Genomic DNA, 22169 nt, shown 5'->3' on the forward strand with positions numbered 1-22169 from the left:
ACCCCAGACGCGGACGGCCAACGTCATCGTCGAATCCGCCCAGTCCAACCCGGTCCCCGAGTTCTAACGGCCAGTCAGGAATACATCTGCGACAGCAACCACCAACGCCGACGCACAACCAACAGCGATACCGGCAATTTGCGGCGATCCAGGCCGGAAGTGCCGTACGAGGTAGCCGGCCCCAGCTCCCACCAATCCGATAGCGAGCACACCGCCGAAGATTGAGAACAACGTCATGAACGCGACCATGGTGACCGCCGCTCCGATTGCAGCCCCTACGGAATGGCCGGCGGTGCCGGCGATAGCTACGGGGAACTGCCACACCAGGGCTGTCAAGCCGGCCGCGACAGGGGCCGAGAGCACTGCAGAGCAAGCCCCTCCCCGCAAGCTACGTTTTGAACTGGGCTGCATGGTATGCCAGTGTGCCTTGCCCGCTTCGGAGGGTCGATCAGGTGTGAGCGTTTGTGCCGTAGTCGGTTTCAGTTCCGCTTCCACATGCCGTGCCGCTGTCCGGGCGGGCCTACCGAGGTGTGGGTCGACCCCCGTCGACCTACACCAAGATCAGGAGCCCGATGTTTCGGACACGATGACGCCTGACACCACACGCAGGAACCCTGCGATCACGTCCGGATGTGACAGCCACATCCATTGACTCGAACATCAGTTCGAACTAAGCTTGCATCATGAATCCGGGGGGACTCAACGACACGGGCATCGCAGCTACCGCGCTGCAGCCCGACGACGTGCGCCTACTCACCGAAATCACATTGCTGCAGAACACTCTCGAAGTCACCCGCGAGATCGAACGCCTCGAGGCATTGCGGGTAGCGATGGTCTCCGAAATCGACGAGCGCGCAGTCTCGTTCGACACCCTCGGCTTCCGCAGCGTCAAGCAGTGGCTGTCCGCGAACACATTGCTGGAAGTGCCGGCCGCAGCCCGGATCCTCGCGTTGGGCAGGATGCTGAGCCGGCAGCCCGCGATCGCCGACGCCTTCAACTCCGGCGATATATCGGCCGAGCACGCGGCGTTGATCGGGAAGTTCTGCGAAACCCCACCCCGCGGCATGCCGAACGAAGCGTTGGATTCCTGCCGGAAGGTGTTGCTGGACAGCGCCACCGGACCCACTGCAACCACCATGACCGTCCGCACCTGCATCTCCCGGCTCGAGCGGATCTTCGAATCCGACGAACTGCCACCCAGCGAGGACACCGAACGCAACGAGTTCCATGCGTCGAAGACCTTGAACGGGCGAGTTGCAGTCAAGGGTGATCTCGACGCAGTCACCGGAGAGATGCTCCTGACCGCCCTGTCGACGTTGACCAAGCCGCGCAACCCGATGGACGACCCCGCCGGCGCCCGCACCCCGGCGCGGCAGCGGGCCGATGCGTTCGCAGAGATTTTGTGCCGCTACCTCGACTCGGGCGAGGCGCCCATCGAGGGTGGCGAGCGACCCCATCTATCCCTGCACGTGAACGCGCAGGACCTCGCGCGTACCGACGCGGACCACGAGTGGACAGGCTCGGACGGCGATCCGGACCTGTTCGGCGACAAAGACATCGCCCGCATGCCACACCTGGGACCACTGTCGATCGCGACCGCCCGCAGATTGGCCTGCGACTGCCACCTCACGCCGATCGTCATGAGCGACGGCGTCCCGATCGATCTGGGCCGCACCAGTAGGACTGTGTCGAAGAAGCAACGGCGGGCACTCATCGCCCGCGATCACGGCTGCGCCTTCCCTGGCTGCGGCGCAGTGCCCGCCCACTGCGAAGGCCACCACGTCACACATTGGGCTGACGGCGGACCAACCGACCTCGACAACCTCGTGCTGCTGTGCCGCTACCACCACGGACTGCTGCACCACTCCCACTGGCAAGTGAGAATCGGCGCCGACCGCCACCCGTGGTTCACCCCACCGTCGACCGTGGATCCCTACAAGAAACCCATCCCCGCCCACAATCGCGCCGGACCCCGGGCGGCGTAGGCACCGTCGACGCCTGCCGTCACCCAGGACGGCAGGCGTCGACCAGGCGTGCTCTAGTCGCGCTTGATCGTCAACGTCACCTTGGTGCCGGCCTTGAGCGTGCGGCCGACGGTGCAGACTTTGTCGACCGAACGCTCGACGAGCGCGACCAGTCGATCCTGGGCTTCTACGTCGAGTTCGCTGAGATCGAGTTCGAGAACCTCGTCGAGCTGCGGGTACACCTCGTTCTCCCGGTCGGCCGCGCCGGACACGCGGATGGTGGCGTCGTAGTCGTCACCGAGACGGCGCGACAGCGGGAAGTCCGAGCTCATTCCCGAGCACGCGGCCAGCGCGATCTTGAGCAGTTCACCGGGGGTGAATACGCCCTCCACCGACTCCGATCCGATCCGGACCTCGGCGCCACGCGAGCTACGTCCGGTGTAGAGGCGGGTTCCGGTGCGCTCGACCCAGAGTTCGGTGGGCGTGGGTGCGGGAGTCTGTTCAGCCATGAGTGGAGATCCTGCCATCCTCCGGTGCCTCGTCCCACACCTGGATACCCGAGATCTCCGGCACTTCGTCGCGGTGGAACGTCGGGTCCTTGCCCTCCGCGCGCTGACGTCGATAGTGGCCGAACAGCAGGAACGCGACACCCGACAGCGGCAGCAGTGCGGCCAGGTTCACGGTAGCCATGACACCCATCACCAGGTCGGCGAGCGCCCAGATCAATGGCAGTGATCCGACGGCCCCGGCGAACACACACACCACGACGATCGCCCGGAACCCCTGCAGCACGCGTCGGCTTCCCGTGAGGAACTCGATGTTGGATTCGCCGTAGTAGTAGTTGCCGATCACCGACGTGAAGGCGAGGAAGAAGATCGCGAAGGTCAGGAAGTGCACGGTCCAGCCGCCGAGCTGCGCGCTGAGTGCGTTCTGCGTCAGCGACGCGCCGGCCTTGGTCCCGTAGTCCGGGTTCGACAGCAGGATGATGAACGCCGTTGCGGTGCAGACCAGCAACGTGTCGAAGTAGACGCCCAGGCTCTGCACCAGACCCTGCTTGACCGGGTGTGAGACAGCGGCCGTCGCACCGGCATTGGGGGCCGAACCCATGCCCGCCTCGTTCGAGAAGAGCCCCCGTCGGATGCCTTGCATGAACGCGGCCGCGAATCCGCCGCTGACCACCTCACGGATGCCGAAGGCGTTCTCCACAACGAGCCGGATCATGCCGGGCACCTCGGTGATGTTGAGCGCCACCACAATCAGAGCGATGACCAGATATGCGCCCGCGACCACCGGGACCACCACCTGCGACACGGCCGAGATCCGGCGCACCCCACCGAAGATCACAGCAGCCGTCAGACCCGCGACCACGAGCCCGACGACGATGCTCAGTGCGCGGGAGTCCTCGCCCACCGAGGTGGACACCGCGTCGACGATCGAGTTCGTCTGCACCGCATTGAAGACGAAGCCGTACGTGACGGTGATGATGACGGCGAAGATCACGCCCATCCAGCGACGGCGCAGTCCGTGCAGCATGTAGTAGGCCGGTCCGCCACGAAAACCGCCGTCCTTGTCGCGGATCTTGTAGACCTGCGCCAGCGTCGACTCGACGAACGCCGTGGCGGCGCCGATGAGCGCCATCACCCACATCCAGAACACCGCGCCGGGTCCACCGACGCTGATCGCGATCGCGACGCCGGCGATGTTGCCGGTGCCCACCCGCGACGCCGCCGAGATCGAGAAGGCGCGGAACGCCGAGATCCCCTTCTCCCCGTCGGGCAGCGTCTCGGCCGGCTCGGTGACCGATCGGAGCATGTCCGGCAGCAACCGGATCTGGACGAACCGGGACCGCACCGTGAAGTACAGGCCGAGCCCGACCAGCAGCACGATCACTGCGTACCAGTACGCATCGTTGATGTCGGTTGCCAGTTCCACGAGCGAGTCCACATCAGCGACTATGCGGGACGCTCGTCCGGTCCGCCAGTCGCGAACCGACCGTTAGTTGCTACACCTGGAACCGATAACCCATACCGGTCTCGGTCAGCAGATGCCGCGGTTTCGACGGGTCGACCTCGAGCTTGCGACGCAGTTGTGCGAGGTAAACCCGCAGATAGTGCGTCTCGGTGGCATACGCGGGACCCCACACCTCGCGGAGGAGTTCCTTCTGCCCCACCAGTTTGCCCTTGTTGCGGACGAGCATCTCGAGCATGCCCCACTCGGTCGGCGTCAAGTGCACCTCGGCCCCATCACGGGTGACCTTTTTCGCGGCCAGGTCGACCGTGAACGAATCGGTCACGACGACGGGCTCACCGGTCTCCGCGGCCGCCGCGCCGCGCCGGACCGCGGCCCGCAGGCGCGCGAGGAACTCGTCCATCCCGAACGGTTTGGTGACGTAGTCGTCCGCCCCCGCGTCGAGCGCCTCCACTTTGTCCGACGAGTCGGTCCGGGCCGACAACACGATCACCGGCGCCGTGCACCACCCGCGCAGACCCGCCAGTACCTCGATGCCGTCCATGTCCGGCAGGCCCAGATCGAGGACGATCACCTCCGGGTGCCGCTCGGCTGCCGCCCGCAGCGCCGCCGCCCCGGTCGACGCGGTCGTCACTTCGTAGCCACGGACACTGAGATTGATCCGCAGTGCCCTCAGGATCTGCGGCTCGTCGTCCACCACCAGCACCCGCGTCATCGGGCCCCTTCCACTTCCCCGGCACCCGCGGGTGCCGCATCCAGTTCCACGATCATCGTCAGTCCACCGCCGGGGGTGTCGGTCACCCCGACCGTGCCGCCCATCGCCTCGACGAACCCCTTGACCACCGACAGCCCGAGGCCCACGCCCACGGTGTTGTCGCGGTCGCCGAGTCGCTGGAAGGCGTCGAAGACCTGCTCGTGGGTGCCTCGCGCCAATCCCGGTCCGGTGTCGGCGACGGTGATCGTCATGTGGTCGCCCGCGCGAGCCGCTCCGATCCGAACCGGCTCGTCGGGCGCGTATCGCAGCGCGTTGTCGACGAGGTTGGCGATCACACGCTCGAGCAGGCCGGCGTCCGCCATCACCGCGGCGTCGCCCACCTCGACCTTCACCTGGTCCCGGACCCGTCGTGCGGACCCGGGCCCACCGAACCCCGCGCCGACCAACGCCCGGTGCACCACCTCCTCGAGGTACACCCGGCGCAGCGTCGGTTTCACGACGCCCGCGGCCAGACGCGAGGAATCGAGCAGGTTGCCGACGAGAGCGGTCAGCTGGTCCGTCGACTCCTCCACGGTGGCGAGCAGTTCCGCGGTGTCCTCGGGTGAGAACTCGACGTCGTCGCTGCGCAGGCTCGACACCGCTGCCTTGACCGCGGCGAGTGGGGTGCGCAGGTCGTGGCTGACGGCGGAGAGCAGCGACCGACGCAGCCGGTCGGCCTCCGCGAGGGCCTGCGCCTTGCTGGCCTCCTCGGCGAGTTGCCGCTGCCGGATCAGGCCCACGGCCTGATTCGCGACCGCGTAGAGGACCTTGCGGTCCCGCGCGCCCAGTTCCTCGCCCGCGAGCAGCAGGGCGTATTCGCCGTCGCTCACCTCGCACACCGTGCCGGCCTCGTCGACGGTGCTCGGCGCCGACGCCCCTGCCGCGCTCACGACGCCCTCCCCGCGCCGGACGACGCTGACCCCGGTCTGCGAGTACGTCTCACGCACCTTCTCGAGCAGCGCGGGCAGATCCGCGCCGCGCAACACCGAGCCGGCGAACAGCGCCAGCAGTTCGGCCTCCTGCGACGCCCGCCTGGCTTCGCGCGACCGTTTGGCCGCCGCGTCGACGAGGATCGCCACCGCGACCGCGACCACCAGCAGCACGACGGTGGTGATGAAGTTGTCCGGTTGGGCGATGGTGAAGCTGTAGAGCGGGGCGGTGAAGAAATAGTTGAGCAGCAGGCCCGAGATCAACGCGGACAGGATCGCGGGCCCGACGCCGCCGAGCAGTGACACCACGAGCACGACGACGAAGAACAACGCGTTCTGTCCGCCGACCCCCGCCACCCGGTCGATCAGCCCCATCAGGGCGGCGGCGATCGACGGGACGACGACGGCGGCCAGCCACGACACCGCGCGCCGTTCGCCGCGACCGAGGAACGAGATCCGGTGCCGGGTCGCGGCCTCGTCGTGCGTCACCATGTGCACGTCGATCTTCCCGGACTGCTGGACGATCGCTGCCCCGATCCCCTCGTCGAGGATCCGGGCCCACCGCGACCGCCGGGACGTCCCGATGACGAGTTGGGTGGCGTTGACCTCGCGGGCGAATTCGAGCAGCGTTGTCGGGACGTCGTCGCCGACCACGCTGTGCAGGCTCGCGCCGATGCTCGTGGCGAGCCTGCGCACCTTCCCCATCTCGGCGGCGGACACCCCTTCGATGCCGTCGCCGCGGACCACGTGCACCACCATCAGTTCCGCGCTCGCCTTGCCGGCGATACGGCTCGCGCGTCGTACGAGGGTTTCGGATTCGGGACCCCCGGTTACGGCGACGACGACGCGTTCGCGTGCTTCCCACGTGTCGGTGATCTTGTTCTCGGCGCGGTACTTGGCGAGGGCGGCGTCCACCTGGTCCGCGACCCACAGCAACGCGAGTTCGCGCAGCGCCGTGAGGTTTCCGCGCCGGAAGTAGTTGCCGAGCGCCGCATCGACCTTCTCGGCGGAGTACACGTTTCCGTGAGAGAGCCTGCGTCGCAGCGCTTCCGGGGTGATGTCGACGAGCTCCACCTGCGATGCGGCCCGCACCACAGCGTCCGGCACCGTCTCCTGCTGAGTCACACCGGTGATCTGCTGGACCACGTCGTTGAGACTTTCGAGGTGCTGGACGTTGAGGGTCGAGAGTACGTCGATCCCGGCGTCGAGCAGCTCGTAGACGTCCTGCCAGCGCTTCTCGTTCCGGCTGCCCGGGGTGTTCGTGTGGGCGAGTTCGTCGACGAGCACCACCGCCGGCCGCCGCGCCAGCACGGCCTCGACGTCGAGTTCGGGCATCGCCGTGCCGCGGTACTCGACGAACTTCGGTGGAATCAGCTCGAGTCCGGCGGCCTGCTCGGCGGTGCGGGCGCGGCCGTGGGTTTCCACCACGGCCGCGACCACGTCACCACCACGTTCGAGGCGCCGGTGCGCCTCCCCGAGCATCGCGTACGTCTTGCCGACGCCCGGCGCCGCACCGAGATAGATGCGCAGCTCACCACGGCGCGGCGCGCGGTGCTGCTCGGGACTGCTCACAACGCCATCATTCACCCGCGGGGACCGCATTGCATCCGGGTGCGGTCAGTCCGAGCGCGACGTTGAGTTCGAGCACGTTGACGCGCTCGGCACCGAGGAAACCGAGCTGACGGCCCTCGGTGTGCTCGGCCACGAGCTCTCGGACCCGGTCCTCCCCCAGGCCTGTGGCCGCGGCGACGCGCGGCACCTGCAGCTGCGCGTAGGCGGGTGAGATGTGGGGATCGATGCCGGAGCCGGACCCGGTGACCGCGTCGACGGGGACGTCCCGCGCAGGCACGCCCTCCCGCTCGGCGACGGCTGCCCGGCGCGCCTCGACGAACCCGGCCAGCACCTCGCTGCTGGGGCCCTGATTGCCGGGCAGGGCCGCTGCAGGGTCACCGGGTGCGAACGGGTCCTCGTCCGCGACCGAGCCGACGACCCGGTTGTGGAAGAACGGATCCGGCTCGCCGGCCGGGACCTGTGGATCGACGCCGACCCAGCGGCTGCCCACGACACACCCCGCGGCGTCGTGGACCGGAGAGCCCTCCGCGGACCCCGAGGCGATGCGTCCCACGCCCCATACGGCGGCCGGATACAGCACCCCGAGGATCGCCGTGAGCGTAAGGAGGACGAGCAGCCCCGCCCACACCTGCTTGAGGAAACCGATAGCGAATCTCATTGGCTTTTCACCCGATTCCAGGAATGAGGCGGACGACGAGGTCGATCACCCAGATTCCGACGAAGGGGGTGACGACACCGCCCACGCCGTAGATCAACAGGTTTCGGCCGAGCAGTTTCGATGCGGCCGCGGGCCGATAGCGGACGCCCCTGAGCGCCAACGGGATCAGTCCGACGATGACGAGAGCATTGAAGATCACCGCCGACAGGATCGCCGACTGCGGAGTCGCCAGATGCATGATGTTCAGCACCGCGAGCTGCGGATAGATCGCACTGAAGAGCGCCGGCAGGATCGCGAAGTACTTCGCGAGATCGTTCGCGAGCGAGAACGTCGTGAGCGCCCCGCGGGTGATCAGCAACTGCTTGCCGATCTCGACCACCTCGATCAGCTTGGTCGGATCCGAGTCGAGGTCCACCATGTTGCCGGCCTCCTTCGCGGCCGACGTCCCGGTGTTCATCGCGACGCCGACGTCGGCCTGCGCGAGGGCGGGGGCGTCGTTGGTGCCGTCGCCGGTCATCGCGACCAGGCGTCCGCCCTCCTGCTCCTGACGGATCCTCTCGAGCTTGTCCTCGGGCGTGGCCTCGGCCATGAAGTCGTCGACCCCGGCCTCCTCCGCGATGGCCCGCGCAGTGAGCGGGTTGTCGCCGGTCACCATGACGGTGCGGATCCCCATGGCCCGCAACTCCGCGAACCGTTCGGCGATCCCCGGCTTGACGACGTCGGTCAGCGCGATCACGCCGAGCACCGTCGCCGTGCCACGCTCGGCGACCGCCACCACGAGCGGGGTGCCGCCCCCGAGGGCGACCTCCTCGACCGAGTCGGACACGGCCGGATCGACCGCCGCACCGTACCCGGCGACCCACGCCAGCACGGCGTCACCGGCACCCTTACGGATCTGCTGCCGGCCGGTGCCGGTGGCGATGTCCAGTCCGCTCATTCGGGTCTGCGCCGTGAACTCGACGAACTCGGCGCCCCGCTCGCTGTCGGAAGCCTCGGTGGTGAGCCCGTACCGCTCGGCACACAGCTCGACGATGCTTCGCCCCTCGGGGGTGCCGTCCGCGAGGCTGGACAGCCGTGCCGCGGCGGCCAGTTCGTCCTCCGACCGGCCCGGCGCCGGATGGAGCGCGGTGGCCCGGCGGTTGCCGAAGGTGATGGTGCCGGTCTTGTCCATCAGCAGCGTGTCGATGTCGCCGGCGGCCTCGACCGCGCGGCCCGACATCGCCAGCACGTTGCGCTGCACCAGCCGGTCCATTCCGGCGATACCGATCGCGGACAGCAGCGCGCCGATCGTGGTCGGGATCAGGCACACCAGCAGCGCGATGAGCTTGACCGGATCCTGAGCCTCACCCGCGTACTCGCCCATCGGTCCGATCGCGACCACCGCGAGCAGAAAGATGATCGTGAGCGACGCGAGCAGGATGTTCAGCGCGATCTCGTTGGGCGTCTTCTTGCGCGACGCCCCCTCGACGAGCGCGATCATCCTGTCCACGAACGAATGCCCCGGCGCGCAGGTGATTCTCACCACGATCCGGTCGGAGAGCACCGTGGTGCCACCGGTGACGGCGCACCGGTCGCCCCCGGACTCGCGGACGACGGGGGCGGATTCGCCGGTGATGGCCGACTCGTCGACGGTCGCGATGCCCTCGACGACGTCGCCGTCGCCGGGAATCACCTCGCCCGCCTCGACCACCACGGTGTCGCCGACCACGAGCGTGGTGGCCGAGACCTCCTCGACCGCGCCGGACGCCGTGACCCGTCGGGCCACGGTGTCCTGCTTCACCTTCCGCAGGCTCGCGGCCTGGGCCTTGCCACGGCCTTCGGCGACCGACTCGGCGAGGTTCGCGAAGAGCACCGTGAACCACAGCCAGGCGGCAATCGCCCACGAGAACATCGTCGGCTGCACGATCGCCATCGCCGTGGTCACGACGGACCCGACGAGGACGACGAACATCACCGGGTTGCGGGCCTGGTGGCGTGGATCGAGTTTGCGCACCGCGCCGGGCAGCGACGTGATCAGCTGCCGGGGACTGAAGATGCCGGCCGCGACCGGCGCGTGGCCGTGCGCGGAATCCGCGTCGGGCACATCGGTGGGAACGTCGGTCACGGGGACCGTCGTGTGGGTCTGAAGACTCATTGCAGGGCCTCCGAGATGGGCCCGAGAGCGAGGGCCGGGAAGAAGGTGAGGGCCGCGACCAGCACGACGGTGCCGGTGAGCAGTCCCGTGAACATGGGGCCGGACGTGGGCAGGGTGCCCGCACCGGCGGGTGTCCGACGCTGCGCGGAGAGCGATCCCGCGAGCGCGAGGACGAACAGGATCGGCAGGAAACGTCCCAACAGCATGCAGACACCGAGCGCCGACTGGAACCAGTCGCTCGTGACCGTGAGGCCGCCGAACGCGCTGCCGTTGTTGTTGGACGCCGACGCGAATGCGTACAGCACCTCGGTGAAGCCGTGGATGGACTGCGGAGTGCCGGGATCGCCACTGTTGCCGAGGTATCCGACGGTCGAGCCGAGGATGACGGTGATGCCGGTGCCGATCAGGACGAGGGCGGGCATCACGAGCACCGACAGTGCCGCGAACGTGATCTCACGCTGCCCGAGCTTCTTGCCGAGGTATTCGGGGGCACGTCCGACGAGCAGACCACCGACGAACACCGCGATGAGGGCGAGGACGAGGATGCCGTACAGGCCGGTCCCGACGCCGCCGGGCGCGATCTCGCCGAGCAGCATGTTCAGCAGTACCGCACCGCCGCCGAGCGGCGACATACTGTCGTGCGCCGAGTTCACGGCACCGGTACTGGTGCCCGTCGTGGCGACGGCGAACAGTGCCGATCCGGGGATTCCGAAGCGGACTTCCTTGCCCTCCATCATCGACCCGGCCGCCGTCGCCGCGGCGCCGCGCGCCCCGGATTCGGCCGCGAGCGTCACAGCGAGCAGGCCGAAGAACAGCGTCGACATCACGGCGAGGAGAGTCAGGCCCTGCCGACGGTCGCCGACCAGTGTGCCGAACGTGCGGGTGAGGCTGACCGGGATCAGCAGGATTGCAAGGATCTCCACGATGTTCGTCATGGGGGTGGGATTCTCGAACGGATGCGCCGAGTTGGCCGCGAGGATGCCACCACCGTTGGTGCCGAGTTCCTTGATCGCCTCCTGCGAGGCCACCGGGGCCAGTGCATTCGTGACAGTGGTCCCGTCGAGCCCGGTGGACGAGAAGCCGGTCCGGAACGACTGGATCACGCCCTGGCTCAGCAGGATCAACGCGATCACGAAGGCGAAGGGCAGCAGGATGCGCAGGGCACCGCGGGTGAGATCGACCCAGAAGTTGCCGATCTCGCCGCCCCGCGAGACGCGGACGAATCCACGGATGAGCGCCGCCGCGACGGCCATGCCGACGGCGGCGGACACGAAGTTCTGGACGGCCAGGCCCGCGGCCTGCGTCAGGTGGCTCATCGTCGTCTCCGGGACGTACGACTGCCAGTTGGTGTTGGCGACGAACGACGCCGCGGTGTTGAACGCGACGGCGGGACTCACGCCCTCCAGGCCGCCGCCGAGCGGCAGCACTCCCTGGATCCGCTGCAGGAAGTAGAGCAGCAGCACGCTCGCGGCCGAGAAGCCGAGCAGGCTGCCGGCGTAGCCGTACCAGGTCTGCTCGGTGCGGGGATTGATCCGGCAGAGCCGGTACACGACAGTTTCGATGCGCAGATCCCCGGACCGGAGATCTGTGTCGGTGGTGTAGACCTTCGCCATGTAGTCACCGACGGGGACGTACAGAATCGCTAGCACGGCAACGACCAGTGCTATCTGCAGTCCCGCTGCGAGAGCGGGATTCATGTGTGGAGACCTCTCGAGGACTAGAACCGCTCAGGGTTCAGGAGCGCGATGAGCAGGTAGATCACCAGCGCGGCGGCGATCACGACGACGGCGACACCGACCGTCCCGGCGACCGTCACCGGACGCTCCTCGTCTGCAGACCACGCAGCACCAGCGCACAGACGGCGAACACTCCGATGATCAACCCGACGTAGGCCAAATCAGCCATGACGTTCCTCTTCGTCTTCCTCGAAAACCGCAGCGTCGTATCTCGACGCCCACTGCGGAGCGTGCCCCCGTTCTGCGCCCGGATGCGCTGCCCTTACGCATCGCTGACACCACCGACTGATCGCGTTGACGCGATCTTTACGCGCCGCTCCGTCCGGGCTTCGAGAGCGCCCGTACCGACGCCGGCACCGGTACGTCGTCGGACACCCACGGGGCGCGGATCGGTTCGCCCGCAACGGTTCGCATCGGCACCACCCCCGCCCACACCCCCGGATCCCGGTCGCCCTCGCTCGGCGGGGCGTCCCGCACCTTGACCGTCCAGCGGCCGGGCTCGATCGGCAGTGCGATCGTGAGGGTCGCGGCCAGTTCCTTGCGGGTCGACGCACGCACCTCGGTGCTGCGGTCCGAGATGAGCGCGTCCGACAGTTGGACGAGCGCGCACTCCGCCTCTTCTCGGCGCAGCGGCGTCAGGTTGCCGTGCACGACCGCAGAGCGGTAGTTGGCGGAGGAGTTGAAGAGGTTGTCGGCCACGACGATTCCGTCGAGTAGCGTGACACACAGCGATGCGGGCGCACCGGACGCGACATGGCGCAGCGCGCCGGCCCCTGTCGAACCGTGCAGCAGTATCCGGTCTCCGACCCGGGCGTAGAGCATCGGCACCGTCCAGGGCAGCCCATCGACGACGGTGGCAAGCGTGCCGACGGCGCAGGCGTCGAGCACCGAGTCCAGGTCGGCGCGGGACTCGCGGGAGCGTTCGGGCAGTCGTCCGATGCCGCACAGCGGCGGTGTGATGGTCATACCGACAACTGTGGGTCGATAGTGGCGCCCCGGCCAGGTCCGGAATCGTCCAATCAGCCAGACCAGTATGGTGCACGGATGGCCCGGACCCCTCGTGCGTCGACCCTGCACCTCACGCTGCCCGACACGAGTGAACCGCTCCGACAGCGGATCGCCGGAGCAGTGGTCGCGGCGCTGCGGAGCGGCGCGCTCCGGCCCGGCGATCTCCTGCCGGCCAGCCGGGTCCTCGCCGTCGAACTGGGTGTGTCCCGTTCCGCGGTGGTCGACGCGTACGACGAATTGGCGGCCGCGGGTTTCGTCGACTCGCGTGCGGGATCCGGCACCCGGATCGCGCTGGGCGCCGACGTCGCGGCGCACGCCGGTGTGACCCCGCACGTGACCCCGGCGGAGGGCACGGCGTCGTCGCCCCGCACCGTCCGCCCCGCCGTCGCCCTGGACCTGTCGCCCGGCTACCCGGACACGGACCTGATCCTTCCTCGCGACTGGCGATCCGCGTGGCGCGCGGCCACGGCGGGGCCGGTGCCGAACATCCCACCCGGGCCCAGTGGCCATCGGCGACTGCGTGAGGCGCTCGCGGTGCACCTCCGGCGCACTCGCGGCATCGTGGCAGAACCCGACGAGATCGTCGTCGTGCCCGGCGCGCTCGCCGCCCTGAGAGCCCTTGTCGCCGCGGCAGACCTGCCCGGCAAGCCGATCGCGTTCGAGGATCCCGGTTACGCGAAAGCCCGGGTCGCGCTCGCGGCCGCGGGCGCCGACATCCGACCGGTCACCGTCGACCAGGACGGGATCGATCCTGCGGCCCTACGCGCCACCGACGCCGCGGTCTACTGCACTCCGGCACACCAGTACCCGATGGGCTCGCGACTCTCCGCGGCCCGGCGAGCCGCCCTCCTCGCCAGCGCCTCGACGGCCGGACGGCTCGTCATCGAGGACGACTACGATGGCGAATTCCGTTACGGCGTACCGACACTGCCTGCTCTGCGCGCAATCGAGGGCGGACGTGAACGGGTGGCGTACGTCGGCACCGTGTCGAAGATCCTCTCGCCGTCCCTGCGCTTGGCGTGGCTCGTGCCCCCGGCCGACCTGCTGCCCCGCGTGCACGACGCACTCGCGGCGAGCGGCGAGACCGCCTGCGCCGTCACGGCGGACGCCGTCGCCAGGTTCGTCGAGTCGGGTTCGCTCACCAGGCACCTCGCCCGGTCGTCACGCACGTACGCGGCCCGGCGGCAGGCGTTCGTCGACGCGTTGCGGACGCACCTGCCGGGCGTGCAGCCCCTCGGAGTCGAGGCGGGACTGCATGTGGCGCTACGCCTTCCCGACGGCGCCGACGACGTCGCGATCGCCACCGAGATCACCCGCCGCGGCGTGAAGGTACCGGCACTGGCCAAGTATCGGGTGTCCGAGGCCGGACCGCGCGGACTGCTGTGCGGCTACGCGCAGTTGCCGGAATCGAAGGCATCCGCGGCCGCGACGACGATCGCCGAGGTCATCCGCGAACGAGCCGCGGCCGCGGCTGACACTTCGGACAGCTGTACGACGAGCGGTTCATGAACTTCTCGCGCCGGATCGGCGCCCCGCAGCGTCGGCACGGCAGGTTCTCCTGCCCGTAGGCGTTGAGGGACCGGTCGAAGTAGCCGGACTGGCCGTTGACGTTGACGTACAACGCATCGAACGACGTGCCGCCCTGGTCGAGAGCCTCGGTCATCACGTCTCGGGCCGCGTCGAGCAGGACTCGCAGCCGAGGGCCACTCAGCTTGTCGGTGGGACGGTTGCCGTGAATCTCGGCCCGCCACAAGGCCTCGTCGGCGTAGATGTTGCCGACGCCGGACACCACGGTCTGGTCGAGGAGGGCGCGCTTGATCTCGGTGTGCTTGGCGCGCAATGCCTTCACGACGAGATCGGGATCGAAACGCGGATCGAGCGGATCGCGGGCGATGTGCGCGACCGAGTCCGGCACGACGGTGCCGTCGACGGTGACGAGGTCGGCCAGCGCCCATCCACCGAAGGTCCGTTGGTCGACGAAACGGAGGTCGATGCCGGACTCCAGGCGCGCCCGGATCCGGAGATGCTTCTCGTCGGGCACCGTCGGATCCTGCACGAGCATCTGCCCGCTCATGCCCAGATGGACGACGATCGCAACCGAGCTCGGTTCGAGGACGAGCCACAGATACTTGCCTCGGCGCTCGGCCCCCACCACGGTCTGGCCCTCGAGTCGACCGGCGAGGTCGAGAGAGCCCGGCAGATGCCGGCGTACGGCACGCGGATGCAGAACCTCGACGTCGGCGATGGTGTGCCCGACGACGTGGGCCTCGAGACCCTGTCGGACCACCTCGACCTCGGGAAGCTCCGGCACGCTACGCCCTCGACCTGTGCCGGGTCAGGACTCGACGACAGTGTCGTCGGGAAGGACGACCGACTGCGCAGCCTCGGACAGCGCGCTCCACGCGGTGCTGGCGGCCTTCTGCTCGGCTTCCTTCTTCGACCTGCCCACACCGACACCGAAAGCATCGCCACCGACGACGACCGTCGCGGTGAACTCCTTGTCGTGGTCGGGACCGGTCGCGGTGATCTCGTACGACGGGACACCGATGCCACGTTCGGCGGTCAGTTCCTGGAGGCTGGTCTTCCAGTCCAGGCCGGCACCGAGTTTCGGGGCACGCGAGAGCAGATCGGCGAACAGATCGAGCACCACCCGTCGGGCAGTGTCGATTCCGTGCTCGAGGTGGATCGCACCGAGGAGCGACTCCATGCCGTCGGCCAGGATGCTCGGCTTGTCGCGGCCACCCGTCATCTCCTCGCCCTTGCCGAGGAGCAGGTGCGCACCGAGACCACCGGGCCCCAGACCGCGCGCCACCTCCGCGAGGGCGTGCATGTTGACGATGCTGGCGCGGATCTTCGCGAGCTCACCCTCGGACTTCTCGGGGTGGGCCGTGTAGAGGCGCTCGGTGATCGTCAGTCCCAGGACCGAGTCACCGAGGAACTCGAGGCGCTCGTTGGTCGGCAACCCGCCGTGCTCGTACGCGTACGAGCGATGGGTCAACGCGAGCGTCAGCAGATCCTCCGTCAGAGGCACGCCAAGGGCGGCGAGGAGAGATCCGTGATCTTCCTCGCCGCCGGCGTAAGCTGTATTGCTTTTTTTGCTGGTCACAGCGCGACTTAGCAGACTAGACCGCTGCGGTAACCTGACGGCCCTTGTAGGTGCCGCACGACGGGCACGCAACGTGGGGCAGCGTCTTCTCGCCGCACGCACGGTTCGGGCAGGTGATGAGGGTGGGCGCAGTGGTCTTCCACTGGCTCCGTCGCGACCTCGTGTTGGACCGCGACATTCTGCGCTTGGGAACAGCCACGTCTACTTCTCCTCGTTGATCTTGCTGGCATCAGCAGTTGCATTGCTGGCGTCGGATCCTGCACCGAATTTGGCTGCGAGCCCAGCCCAGCGAGGATCCATTATTTCATGACCGTGCCCGGATTCCGCAATCGCCAGGCGAATGCCACATTCGGGACACAATCCCTCACAGTCGTCGCTGCACAACGGCTGGAGCGGAAGCTCCAGTCCGACCGCATCGACGATCACCGGTTCGAGGTCGATCTCGTCGTCCACGACCCGGTAGACCTCGTCCTCCTCGGTGGTCTCCTCGGTGGCGCTGTCCGGGTACGCGAACAGCTCCGTGAGGTAGAGGTTCACCGAATCGGTGAACGGCTCGAGGCACCGCGAGCACTCGCCCACGATGTCCGCACTGACGGAGCCGGTGACGAGGACACCCTCGGACACCGACTCGAGCCGCAGATCGAAAGTCACGTCCGCACCCTCTTCGATCGCGACCATGTCGAGACCGATCCGGGAAGGAGCCGGGACAACCCGTGACACCGTACGCATCGAACCGGGCCGACGGCCCAGCGAGAGCGTATCCAGCACGAAACCCTCGTCCCGGGCGGGACGTGAGGCACTGCGATGATGGGATGACACCGGAATCTCTTTCAGGAAGCACAGGGTAGGGCAACCACTCCACGGTACGCGATGTAACCCGGAGAGGCGAAATCGGCAGTCGATCGGCCGCCGATCCGGGGCCTTCTAGCGGCGGCGGTCGCCGTAGCCGGCGTCGTAGTCCGGTACCCCGGTCCCCGTCCGCAACTGCTGGCGACCACGCCCCACGGACCGGATGGTGCCGTTCAGGAAGTCCTCGAACTCTGCGAGCTTGGTGTCGACGTACAGGTCGCATTCCGAGCGCAGTCGATCCGACTCGGCATGGGCGGCGTCGATCACGCGCGCCGACTCCGCGTTGGCGGCCTGGACCACCTCGGCCTGCGACACCAGTCGCTCCTGCTCGGCGATGCCGTCCGCGACGGAGCGCTCGTACGAGGCCTTGCCGGACTCGATCATGCGGTCCGACTCGGCCCGCGCGCGCCCGGTGAGCGAGTCGTACTCGCGCTGACCCTCGGCGACCGTCGCGTCGGCCTCGGCGCGTGCCTCGTGGACCAACTGCTCGGCATGCGAGCGCGCCTCGGCGACCATGCGATCGGCCTGCGCCTTGGCGTCGGCGAGAATTCGGTCCGCGTCCTCGCGAGCCTCGGTGATCGTCTGGTGCGCCTGCGCGTTGGCCGTCGTCACCATCTGCTCGGAACTCTGGCGGGCGTCGCCGACCAGCTTGTCGCGATGATCGAGCACGTCCTGCGCGTCGTCGAGTTCACCGGGAATCGCATCCCGGACGTCGTCGAGCAGTTCGAGGACGTCGCCACGCGGTACGACGCACCCCGCGGTCATCGGAACTCCACGCGCCTCCTCGACGATCGCGACAAGCTCGTCGAGTGCCTCGAATACCCGGTACACGCACAACCCCAATCGTCGAATGCCATCGCTGGTGCTGAAAGACAGTTTGCCCCAGACCCCGCACACCCGCCGCCGCGGCGCCGGTGTGTCGGACGAAGGAGTTCGTCAGCCCTTCGTCAGCCCTTCTCCTGGGCCCGCTCGGCGAGCCGCGCCACGAGCCGCGCGTGCACCTTCTCCGGGACCATGTCCGCCACGTCGCCACCGAACGTCGCGACCTCCTTGACCAGCGAACTGGAGAGGTAGCTGTACGTGGGGTTGGTGGGGATGAAGAGCGTGTCGACTCCCGACAGCTTCTGGTTCATCTGCGCCATCTGCAGCTCGTAGTCGAAGTCGTTGGCACCGCGCAGGCCCTTGACGATCGCCGAGATCCCTTGCGACTTGGCATAATCCACCAGCAGCCCGTGCCACGACGCGACCCGCACGTTCGGCAGGTCGCCGGTGGCGTCCTCGAGCATCTCGATGCGTTCCTCGACGCTGAACAGACCGCGCTTGCTCTTGTTGATCATCACGGTGACGACCACCTCGTCGAACAGTGCCGCAGCACGTCCGATCACGTCGAGGTGGCCATTGGTCACGGGGTCGAAGGATCCGGGGCAGACGGCGCCAGTCATGAGTCCAGACCGTAGCAGGTGGCGACCTCGATCCGGGTCTCGCCGTAACGCTTGGTCCGCTCCGGGCGCATGCCGTCGGGCCACGTGGTCTCGGGCGAGCGGGAGGAGCGCTCGACGACCACGATGGAGCCCTCCCCCACCCAGCCGTGCGCGACGAGATCGGAGAGCACGGAGGTCACCGCCTCCTCTGTCACGGCGTACGGCGGATCGGCCAGCACCACGTCGAATTCGCGCTCGGCCGCACCGCCCACGACGGCTGCGACGGGGGCCGTGCGAACGACCGCACCGCTCAGGCCGACCGCCGCCACGTTCTGCTTGACGACGGCGGCGGCCTTCGCGTCCGACTCGACCAGCAGCACGTGAGCGGCGCCCCGCGAGAGCGCCTCGAGCCCGAGGGCGCCGGAACCCGCGTACAGGTCGAGCACGGCGGCGCCCTCGAGGTCGATGCGGCTGTCGAGCGAACTGAACAGGGCCTCGCGGACTCGCTCGGACGTCGGGCGGGTCCCGCTCGCGGGCACCTTCAAACGCCTGCCTCCGGCACGGCCGGCGACGATTCTTGTCACACTGCAGTCCTGTTCACTCGCCCACGGTCACTCGTTGCCGGTTGTCTCCCGCGTCGAGACGACCGCCAGGAGATCGCCACCCTCGACCTGCGAGGCACCGGCGATGGCAACTCGCGAGACGATACCGCTGCGCGGCGCCGTGATCGCGGCCTCCATCTTCATGGCCTCGATCGTGGCAACGGTGTCACCGGCCGAGACCTGCTGGCCCTCGGTCACGACCAGGGTGACCGCACCCGCGAACGGGGCGGCGACGTGGCCGGGGTTGTTCCGGTCGGCCTTCTCCGCCGCGGGCACCTCGCTCGCGATGGAGCGGTCGCGCACCGACACCGGACGCAACTGGCCGTTGAGGATGCACATGACGGTGCGGTAGCCGCGCTCGTCGGGTTCGGAGATCGCCTCGAGCCCGATGAGCAGCTCGACGCCCTTGCCGAGCTTGACCCGGTGTTCCTCGCCGCGGCGCAGGCCGTAGAAGAACTGGTTGGCCGACAGCTGCGAGGTGTCGCCGTACTTGTCGCGGTGCTCCTCGAACTCCCTCGCCGGGCCGGGGAACATCAACCGGTTGAGGGTGGCCTGCCGTTCCTTGGACGATCCGGACAGTCCCTTCTCGTCCTCGGGCGTGAGCTGCACCTCGGGCTTCGCGGCACCGCGACCCTCGAGCGCCTTGCTGCGGAACGGCTCGGGCCACCCTCCGGGAGGGGTGCCGAGTTCGCCGCGCAGGAACCCGACCACCGAATCCGGGATGTCGAAACGGGCGGGATCCGAGGCGAATTCGTCGGCGGGGACGTTCGATCCCACGAGGTGCAGCGCGAGGTCGCCGACCACCTTCGACGACGGCGTCACCTTGACCAGGCGGCCCAGCATCCGGTCGGCGGCGGCGTACTTCGCCTCGACCTCCTCGAAGCGGTCGCCGAGACCGAGGGCGATGGCCTGCTGACGCAGGTTCGACAGCTGACCGCCCGGAATCTCGTGGGTGTAGACGCGACCGGTGGGGGCGGGGATGCCGGACTCGAACGGCGCGTACACCTTTCGCAGCGCTTCCCAGTAGGGCTCGAGATCGCACACGGCCTGCAGGTCGATGCCGGTGTCGAACTCGCTGTGCGCGGCGGCGGCGACGATCGCCGACAGCGCGGGCTGGCTGGTGGTGCCCGACAGCGGCGCCGAGGCACCGTCGACGGCGTCCGCTCCGGCGTGCCACGCGGCGAGGTAGGTCGCGAGCTGGCCGCCGGGAGTGTCGTGGGTGTGCACATGCACCGGCAGGTCGAAGTTGGAGCGCAGTGCGGTCACGAGCTTGGTGGCGGCGGGGGCACGCAGCAGGCCGGCCATGTCCTTGATCGCGAGGATGTGGGCGCCCGCCTCGACGATCTCCTCCGCCAGACGCAGGTAGTAGTCGAGGGTGTAGAGCTTCTCGTCCGGGTTCGCCAGGTCGCCGGTGTACGACATCGCGACCTCGGCGACCGTGGTGCCGGTCTCGCGGACCGCCTCGATCGCGGGACGCATCTGGTCGACGTTGTTGAGCGCGTCGAAGATCCGGAAGATGTCGATGCCGGTGTCGGCGGCCTCCTGCACGAACGCGCGGGTGACCTTCTCCGGGTACGGGGTGTAGCCGACGGTGTTACGGCCGCGCAGCAGCATCTGCAGGTTGATGTTCGGTACGGCCTCGCGCAGCGCCGCGAGCCGGTACCAGGGATCCTCGTGCAGGAAGCGCAGCGCCACGTCGTAGGTCGCTCCGCCCCACGCCTCGATCGAGAGCAGTTCGGGCGTCATCCGCGCGACGTGACCGGCGACGTCCAGCAGTCCGGACGTGCGCACCCGGGTGGCGAGCAGCGACTGGTGCGCGTCGCGGAACGTGGTGTCGGTGACCGCGAGCGCCTTCTGCTCGCGCAGTGCCTTCGCGAATCCCTCGGGTCCGAGGGCGAGCAGCTTCTGGCGCGACCCGTCCGGCGGGGCGACACCGAGATCGACCTTGGGGAGCTTGTCGTGCGGGTACACCGCGGTCGGACGCTCGCCGTGCGGCTTGTTGACCGTCACGTCGGCCAGGTAGTTGAGGATCTTGGTGCCACGGTCGGCCGAGCTGCGCAGCGTCAGCAACTCGGGCCGCTGCTCGATGAACGACGTCGTCACGCGTCCCGCACGGAAGTCGGGGTCGTCCAGAACCGCCTGCAGGAACGGGATGTTCGTGGAGACACCGCGGATGCGGAACTCCGTGACGGCGCGGCGGGCGCGGGCGACGGCGGCCTCGAGGTCGCGACCACGGCAGGTCAGCTTGACGAGCATCGAGTCGAAGTGGGCGCCGACCTCTGCGCCCAGGTTCGCGCCGCCGTCCAAGCGCACGCCCGCGCCGCCCGGGGTGCGGTACGCGGTGATCCGACCGGTGTCGGGGCGGAATCCGTTGGCGGGGTCCTCGGTCGTGATGCGGCACTGCAGTGCGGCGCCGCGGATCGTGATCTTGTCCTGTGCCAGACCGAGATCGGCCAGCGTCTCGCCCGACGCGATGCGCAGCTGCGCCTGCACCAGATCGACGTCGGTGATCTCCTCGGTGACCGTGTGCTCCACCTGGATTCGCGGGTTCATCTCGATGAAGACGTGGTTGCCGCGGGTGTCGAGGAGGAACTCGACCGTGCCCGCGCAGCGGTAACCGATCTGCTTGGCGAACGCGACCGCGTCGGCGCAGATCCGATCTCGCAGTGCGGGATCGAGATTGGGGGCCGGCGCGAGCTCGATCACCTTCTGGTGCCGCCGCTGCAACGAGCAGTCGCGCTCGAACAGGTGGATGACGTTGCCCTCGCCGTCGGCGAGGATCTGTACCTCGATGTGACGCGGGTCGACGACGGCCTGTTCGAGGAACACCGTCGGATCACCGAACGCCGACTCGGCCTCTCGCGAGGCCGCCTCGATCGCCTCCCGCAGTTGCGCACGCTCGGCGACCCGGCGCATACCGCGTCCGCCGCCGCCGGCGACGGCCTTGACGAAGACGGGGAACTCCATGTCCTCGGAGGCCGCGAGCAACGCCTCGACGTCCGACGAGGGCTCCGACGATGCCAGCACCGGCAGGCCCGCTGCCTTCGCGGCCGCGATCGCACGCGCCTTGTTGCCGGTCAGCTCGAGTACCTCGGCTGACGGGCCCACGAACGTGATGCCGTTCGCTTCGCACGCCGCGGCCAGGTCCGGGTTCTCGGACAGGAAGCCGTAGCCGGGGTAGATCGCGTCCGCACCGGCACGCTCGGCCGCCGCGATGATCTCTTCGACCGAGAGGTACGCGCGGACCGGATGACCGACCTCACCGATCTGGTACGCCTCGTCCGCCTTCAGGCGGTGCACCGAGTTGCGGTCTTCGTACGGGAACACCGCAACGGTCCCGGCACCCAGTTCGTAGGCGGCACGGAACGCGCGGATGGCGATTTCGCCGCGGTTGGCGACGAGGACTTTGGTGAACATGGGAAGCAAAGTACCTTGCCGCGCGGCGTGCCGTGAGCGGGGCGTCCCATG

General features: G+C 68.5%; 19 protein-coding genes. 2 read left to right on the top strand and 17 right to left on the bottom strand.

Going from position 1 to position 22169, the window contains the following annotated elements; all coding sequences use genetic code 11:
- Nucleotides 1-683 precede the first annotated feature (683 nt).
- Nucleotides 684-1985 carry an HNH endonuclease signature motif containing protein gene (locus C7H75_RS16300; protein WP_106851599.1) on the top strand — a complete coding sequence of 434 codons (1302 nt, stop codon included), beginning with the start codon at nucleotides 684-686 and terminating at the stop codon, nucleotides 1983-1985.
- 53 nt (nucleotides 1986-2038) lie between these two features.
- Here the strand turns inward: C7H75_RS16300 and C7H75_RS16305 are convergent, their stop codons facing one another.
- The 9 genes from C7H75_RS16305 to C7H75_RS16345 all read right to left on the bottom strand — a co-directional run bounded on the left by C7H75_RS16305 (nucleotide 2039) and on the right by C7H75_RS16345 (nucleotide 12681).
- The gene (locus tag C7H75_RS16305; RefSeq protein WP_064057653.1) at nucleotides 2039-2473 is read right to left on the bottom strand and encodes an OsmC family protein; all 435 of its coding nucleotides are present in this window, start codon (nucleotides 2471-2473) and stop codon (nucleotides 2039-2041) included.
- Nucleotides 2466-3908: an alanine/glycine:cation symporter family protein gene (locus C7H75_RS16310; RefSeq protein WP_106851600.1), complete on the bottom strand. Its 1443-nt coding sequence runs from the start codon at nucleotides 3906-3908 to the stop codon at nucleotides 2466-2468. The genes C7H75_RS16305 and C7H75_RS16310 overlap by 8 nt, the downstream gene beginning before the upstream one ends.
- A gap of 58 nt (nucleotides 3909-3966) precedes the next feature.
- Entirely contained in the window at nucleotides 3967-4647 is a 681-nt protein-coding gene (locus C7H75_RS16315) for a response regulator (RefSeq protein WP_005512090.1), read from the bottom strand.
- Entirely contained in the window at nucleotides 4644-7217 is a 2574-nt protein-coding gene (locus C7H75_RS16320; protein ID WP_084847361.1) for a sensor histidine kinase, read from the bottom strand. Before C7H75_RS16320 ends, C7H75_RS16315 begins: the two co-directional genes overlap by 4 nt.
- Complete coding sequence (locus tag C7H75_RS16325; protein WP_064057655.1) at nucleotides 7195-7845, bottom strand: potassium-transporting ATPase subunit C; 651 nt, start codon at nucleotides 7843-7845, stop codon at nucleotides 7195-7197. The genes C7H75_RS16320 and C7H75_RS16325 overlap by 23 nt, the downstream gene beginning before the upstream one ends.
- 7 nt (nucleotides 7846-7852) lie before the next feature.
- Nucleotides 7853-9979 carry a potassium-transporting ATPase subunit KdpB gene (gene kdpB, locus C7H75_RS16330; protein ID WP_106851601.1) on the bottom strand — a complete coding sequence of 709 codons (2127 nt, stop codon included), beginning with the start codon at nucleotides 9977-9979 and terminating at the stop codon, nucleotides 7853-7855.
- Entirely contained in the window at nucleotides 9976-11676 is a 1701-nt protein-coding gene (gene kdpA / locus C7H75_RS16335; RefSeq protein ID WP_106851602.1) for a potassium-transporting ATPase subunit KdpA, read from the bottom strand. The genes kdpB and kdpA overlap by 4 nt, the downstream gene beginning before the upstream one ends.
- Nucleotides 11677-11696: 20 nt before the next feature.
- On the bottom strand, nucleotides 11697-11795 hold the full coding sequence (gene kdpF / locus C7H75_RS16340) for a K(+)-transporting ATPase subunit F (RefSeq protein ID WP_060934553.1): 99 nt from the start codon (nucleotides 11793-11795) through the stop codon (nucleotides 11697-11699).
- A gap of 226 nt (nucleotides 11796-12021) precedes the next feature.
- Nucleotides 12022-12681 carry a pyridoxamine 5'-phosphate oxidase family protein gene (locus C7H75_RS16345; protein ID WP_106851603.1) on the bottom strand — a complete coding sequence of 220 codons (660 nt, stop codon included), beginning with the start codon at nucleotides 12679-12681 and terminating at the stop codon, nucleotides 12022-12024.
- Between the two features lie 78 nt (nucleotides 12682-12759).
- Here C7H75_RS16345 and pdxR point away from each other — a divergent pair, with 78 nt between their 5' ends.
- Nucleotides 12760-14232 (top strand): MocR-like pyridoxine biosynthesis transcription factor PdxR, encoded by a 1473-nt coding sequence (gene pdxR, locus C7H75_RS16350; protein WP_081182200.1) that lies wholly within the window; start codon nucleotides 12760-12762, stop codon nucleotides 14230-14232.
- On the opposite strand, the gene mutM is transcribed toward pdxR, so the two are convergent.
- The 8 genes from mutM to C7H75_RS16390 all read right to left on the bottom strand — a co-directional run bounded on the left by mutM (nucleotide 14168) and on the right by C7H75_RS16390 (nucleotide 22118).
- Nucleotides 14168-15034, bottom strand: coding sequence for a bifunctional DNA-formamidopyrimidine glycosylase/DNA-(apurinic or apyrimidinic site) lyase (gene mutM, locus C7H75_RS16355; protein ID WP_106851604.1), 867 nt, complete (start codon nucleotides 15032-15034; stop codon nucleotides 14168-14170). The two genes, pdxR and mutM, sit on opposite strands and share 65 nt — an antisense overlap.
- A 24-nt stretch (nucleotides 15035-15058) precedes the next feature.
- The gene (rnc, locus tag C7H75_RS16360) at nucleotides 15059-15829 is read right to left on the bottom strand and encodes a ribonuclease III (protein WP_005512082.1); all 771 of its coding nucleotides are present in this window, start codon (nucleotides 15827-15829) and stop codon (nucleotides 15059-15061) included.
- Between the two features lie 16 nt (nucleotides 15830-15845).
- A complete protein-coding gene (gene rpmF, locus C7H75_RS16365; RefSeq protein ID WP_005512081.1) occupies nucleotides 15846-16028 on the bottom strand; it encodes a 50S ribosomal protein L32 in 183 nt (60 codons plus the stop codon).
- 2 nt (nucleotides 16029-16030) lie between these two features.
- Complete coding sequence (locus tag C7H75_RS16370; protein ID WP_005512080.1) at nucleotides 16031-16597, bottom strand: YceD family protein; 567 nt, start codon at nucleotides 16595-16597, stop codon at nucleotides 16031-16033.
- A 156-nt stretch (nucleotides 16598-16753) separates the two neighbouring features.
- Nucleotides 16754-17509: a DivIVA domain-containing protein gene (locus C7H75_RS16375; protein WP_022596897.1), complete on the bottom strand. Its 756-nt coding sequence runs from the start codon at nucleotides 17507-17509 to the stop codon at nucleotides 16754-16756.
- 116 nt (nucleotides 17510-17625) lie between these two features.
- Nucleotides 17626-18120, bottom strand: a complete 495-nt coding sequence (gene coaD / locus C7H75_RS16380; protein WP_005512078.1) for a pantetheine-phosphate adenylyltransferase — start codon at nucleotides 18118-18120, stop codon at nucleotides 17626-17628.
- Entirely contained in the window at nucleotides 18117-18683 is a 567-nt protein-coding gene (gene rsmD / locus C7H75_RS16385; RefSeq protein ID WP_041674318.1) for a 16S rRNA (guanine(966)-N(2))-methyltransferase RsmD, read from the bottom strand. The genes coaD and rsmD overlap by 4 nt, the downstream gene beginning before the upstream one ends.
- A 27-nt stretch (nucleotides 18684-18710) precedes the next feature.
- On the bottom strand, nucleotides 18711-22118 hold the full coding sequence (locus C7H75_RS16390) for a pyruvate carboxylase (RefSeq protein ID WP_013416593.1): 3408 nt from the start codon (nucleotides 22116-22118) through the stop codon (nucleotides 18711-18713).
- Nucleotides 22119-22169 lie beyond the last annotated feature (51 nt).

The sequence above is a fragment of the Rhodococcus (subgen. Prescottella) equi genome (assembly GCF_003013675.1).
GTDB lineage: Bacteria > Actinomycetota > Actinomycetes > Mycobacteriales > Mycobacteriaceae > Prescottella > Prescottella equi.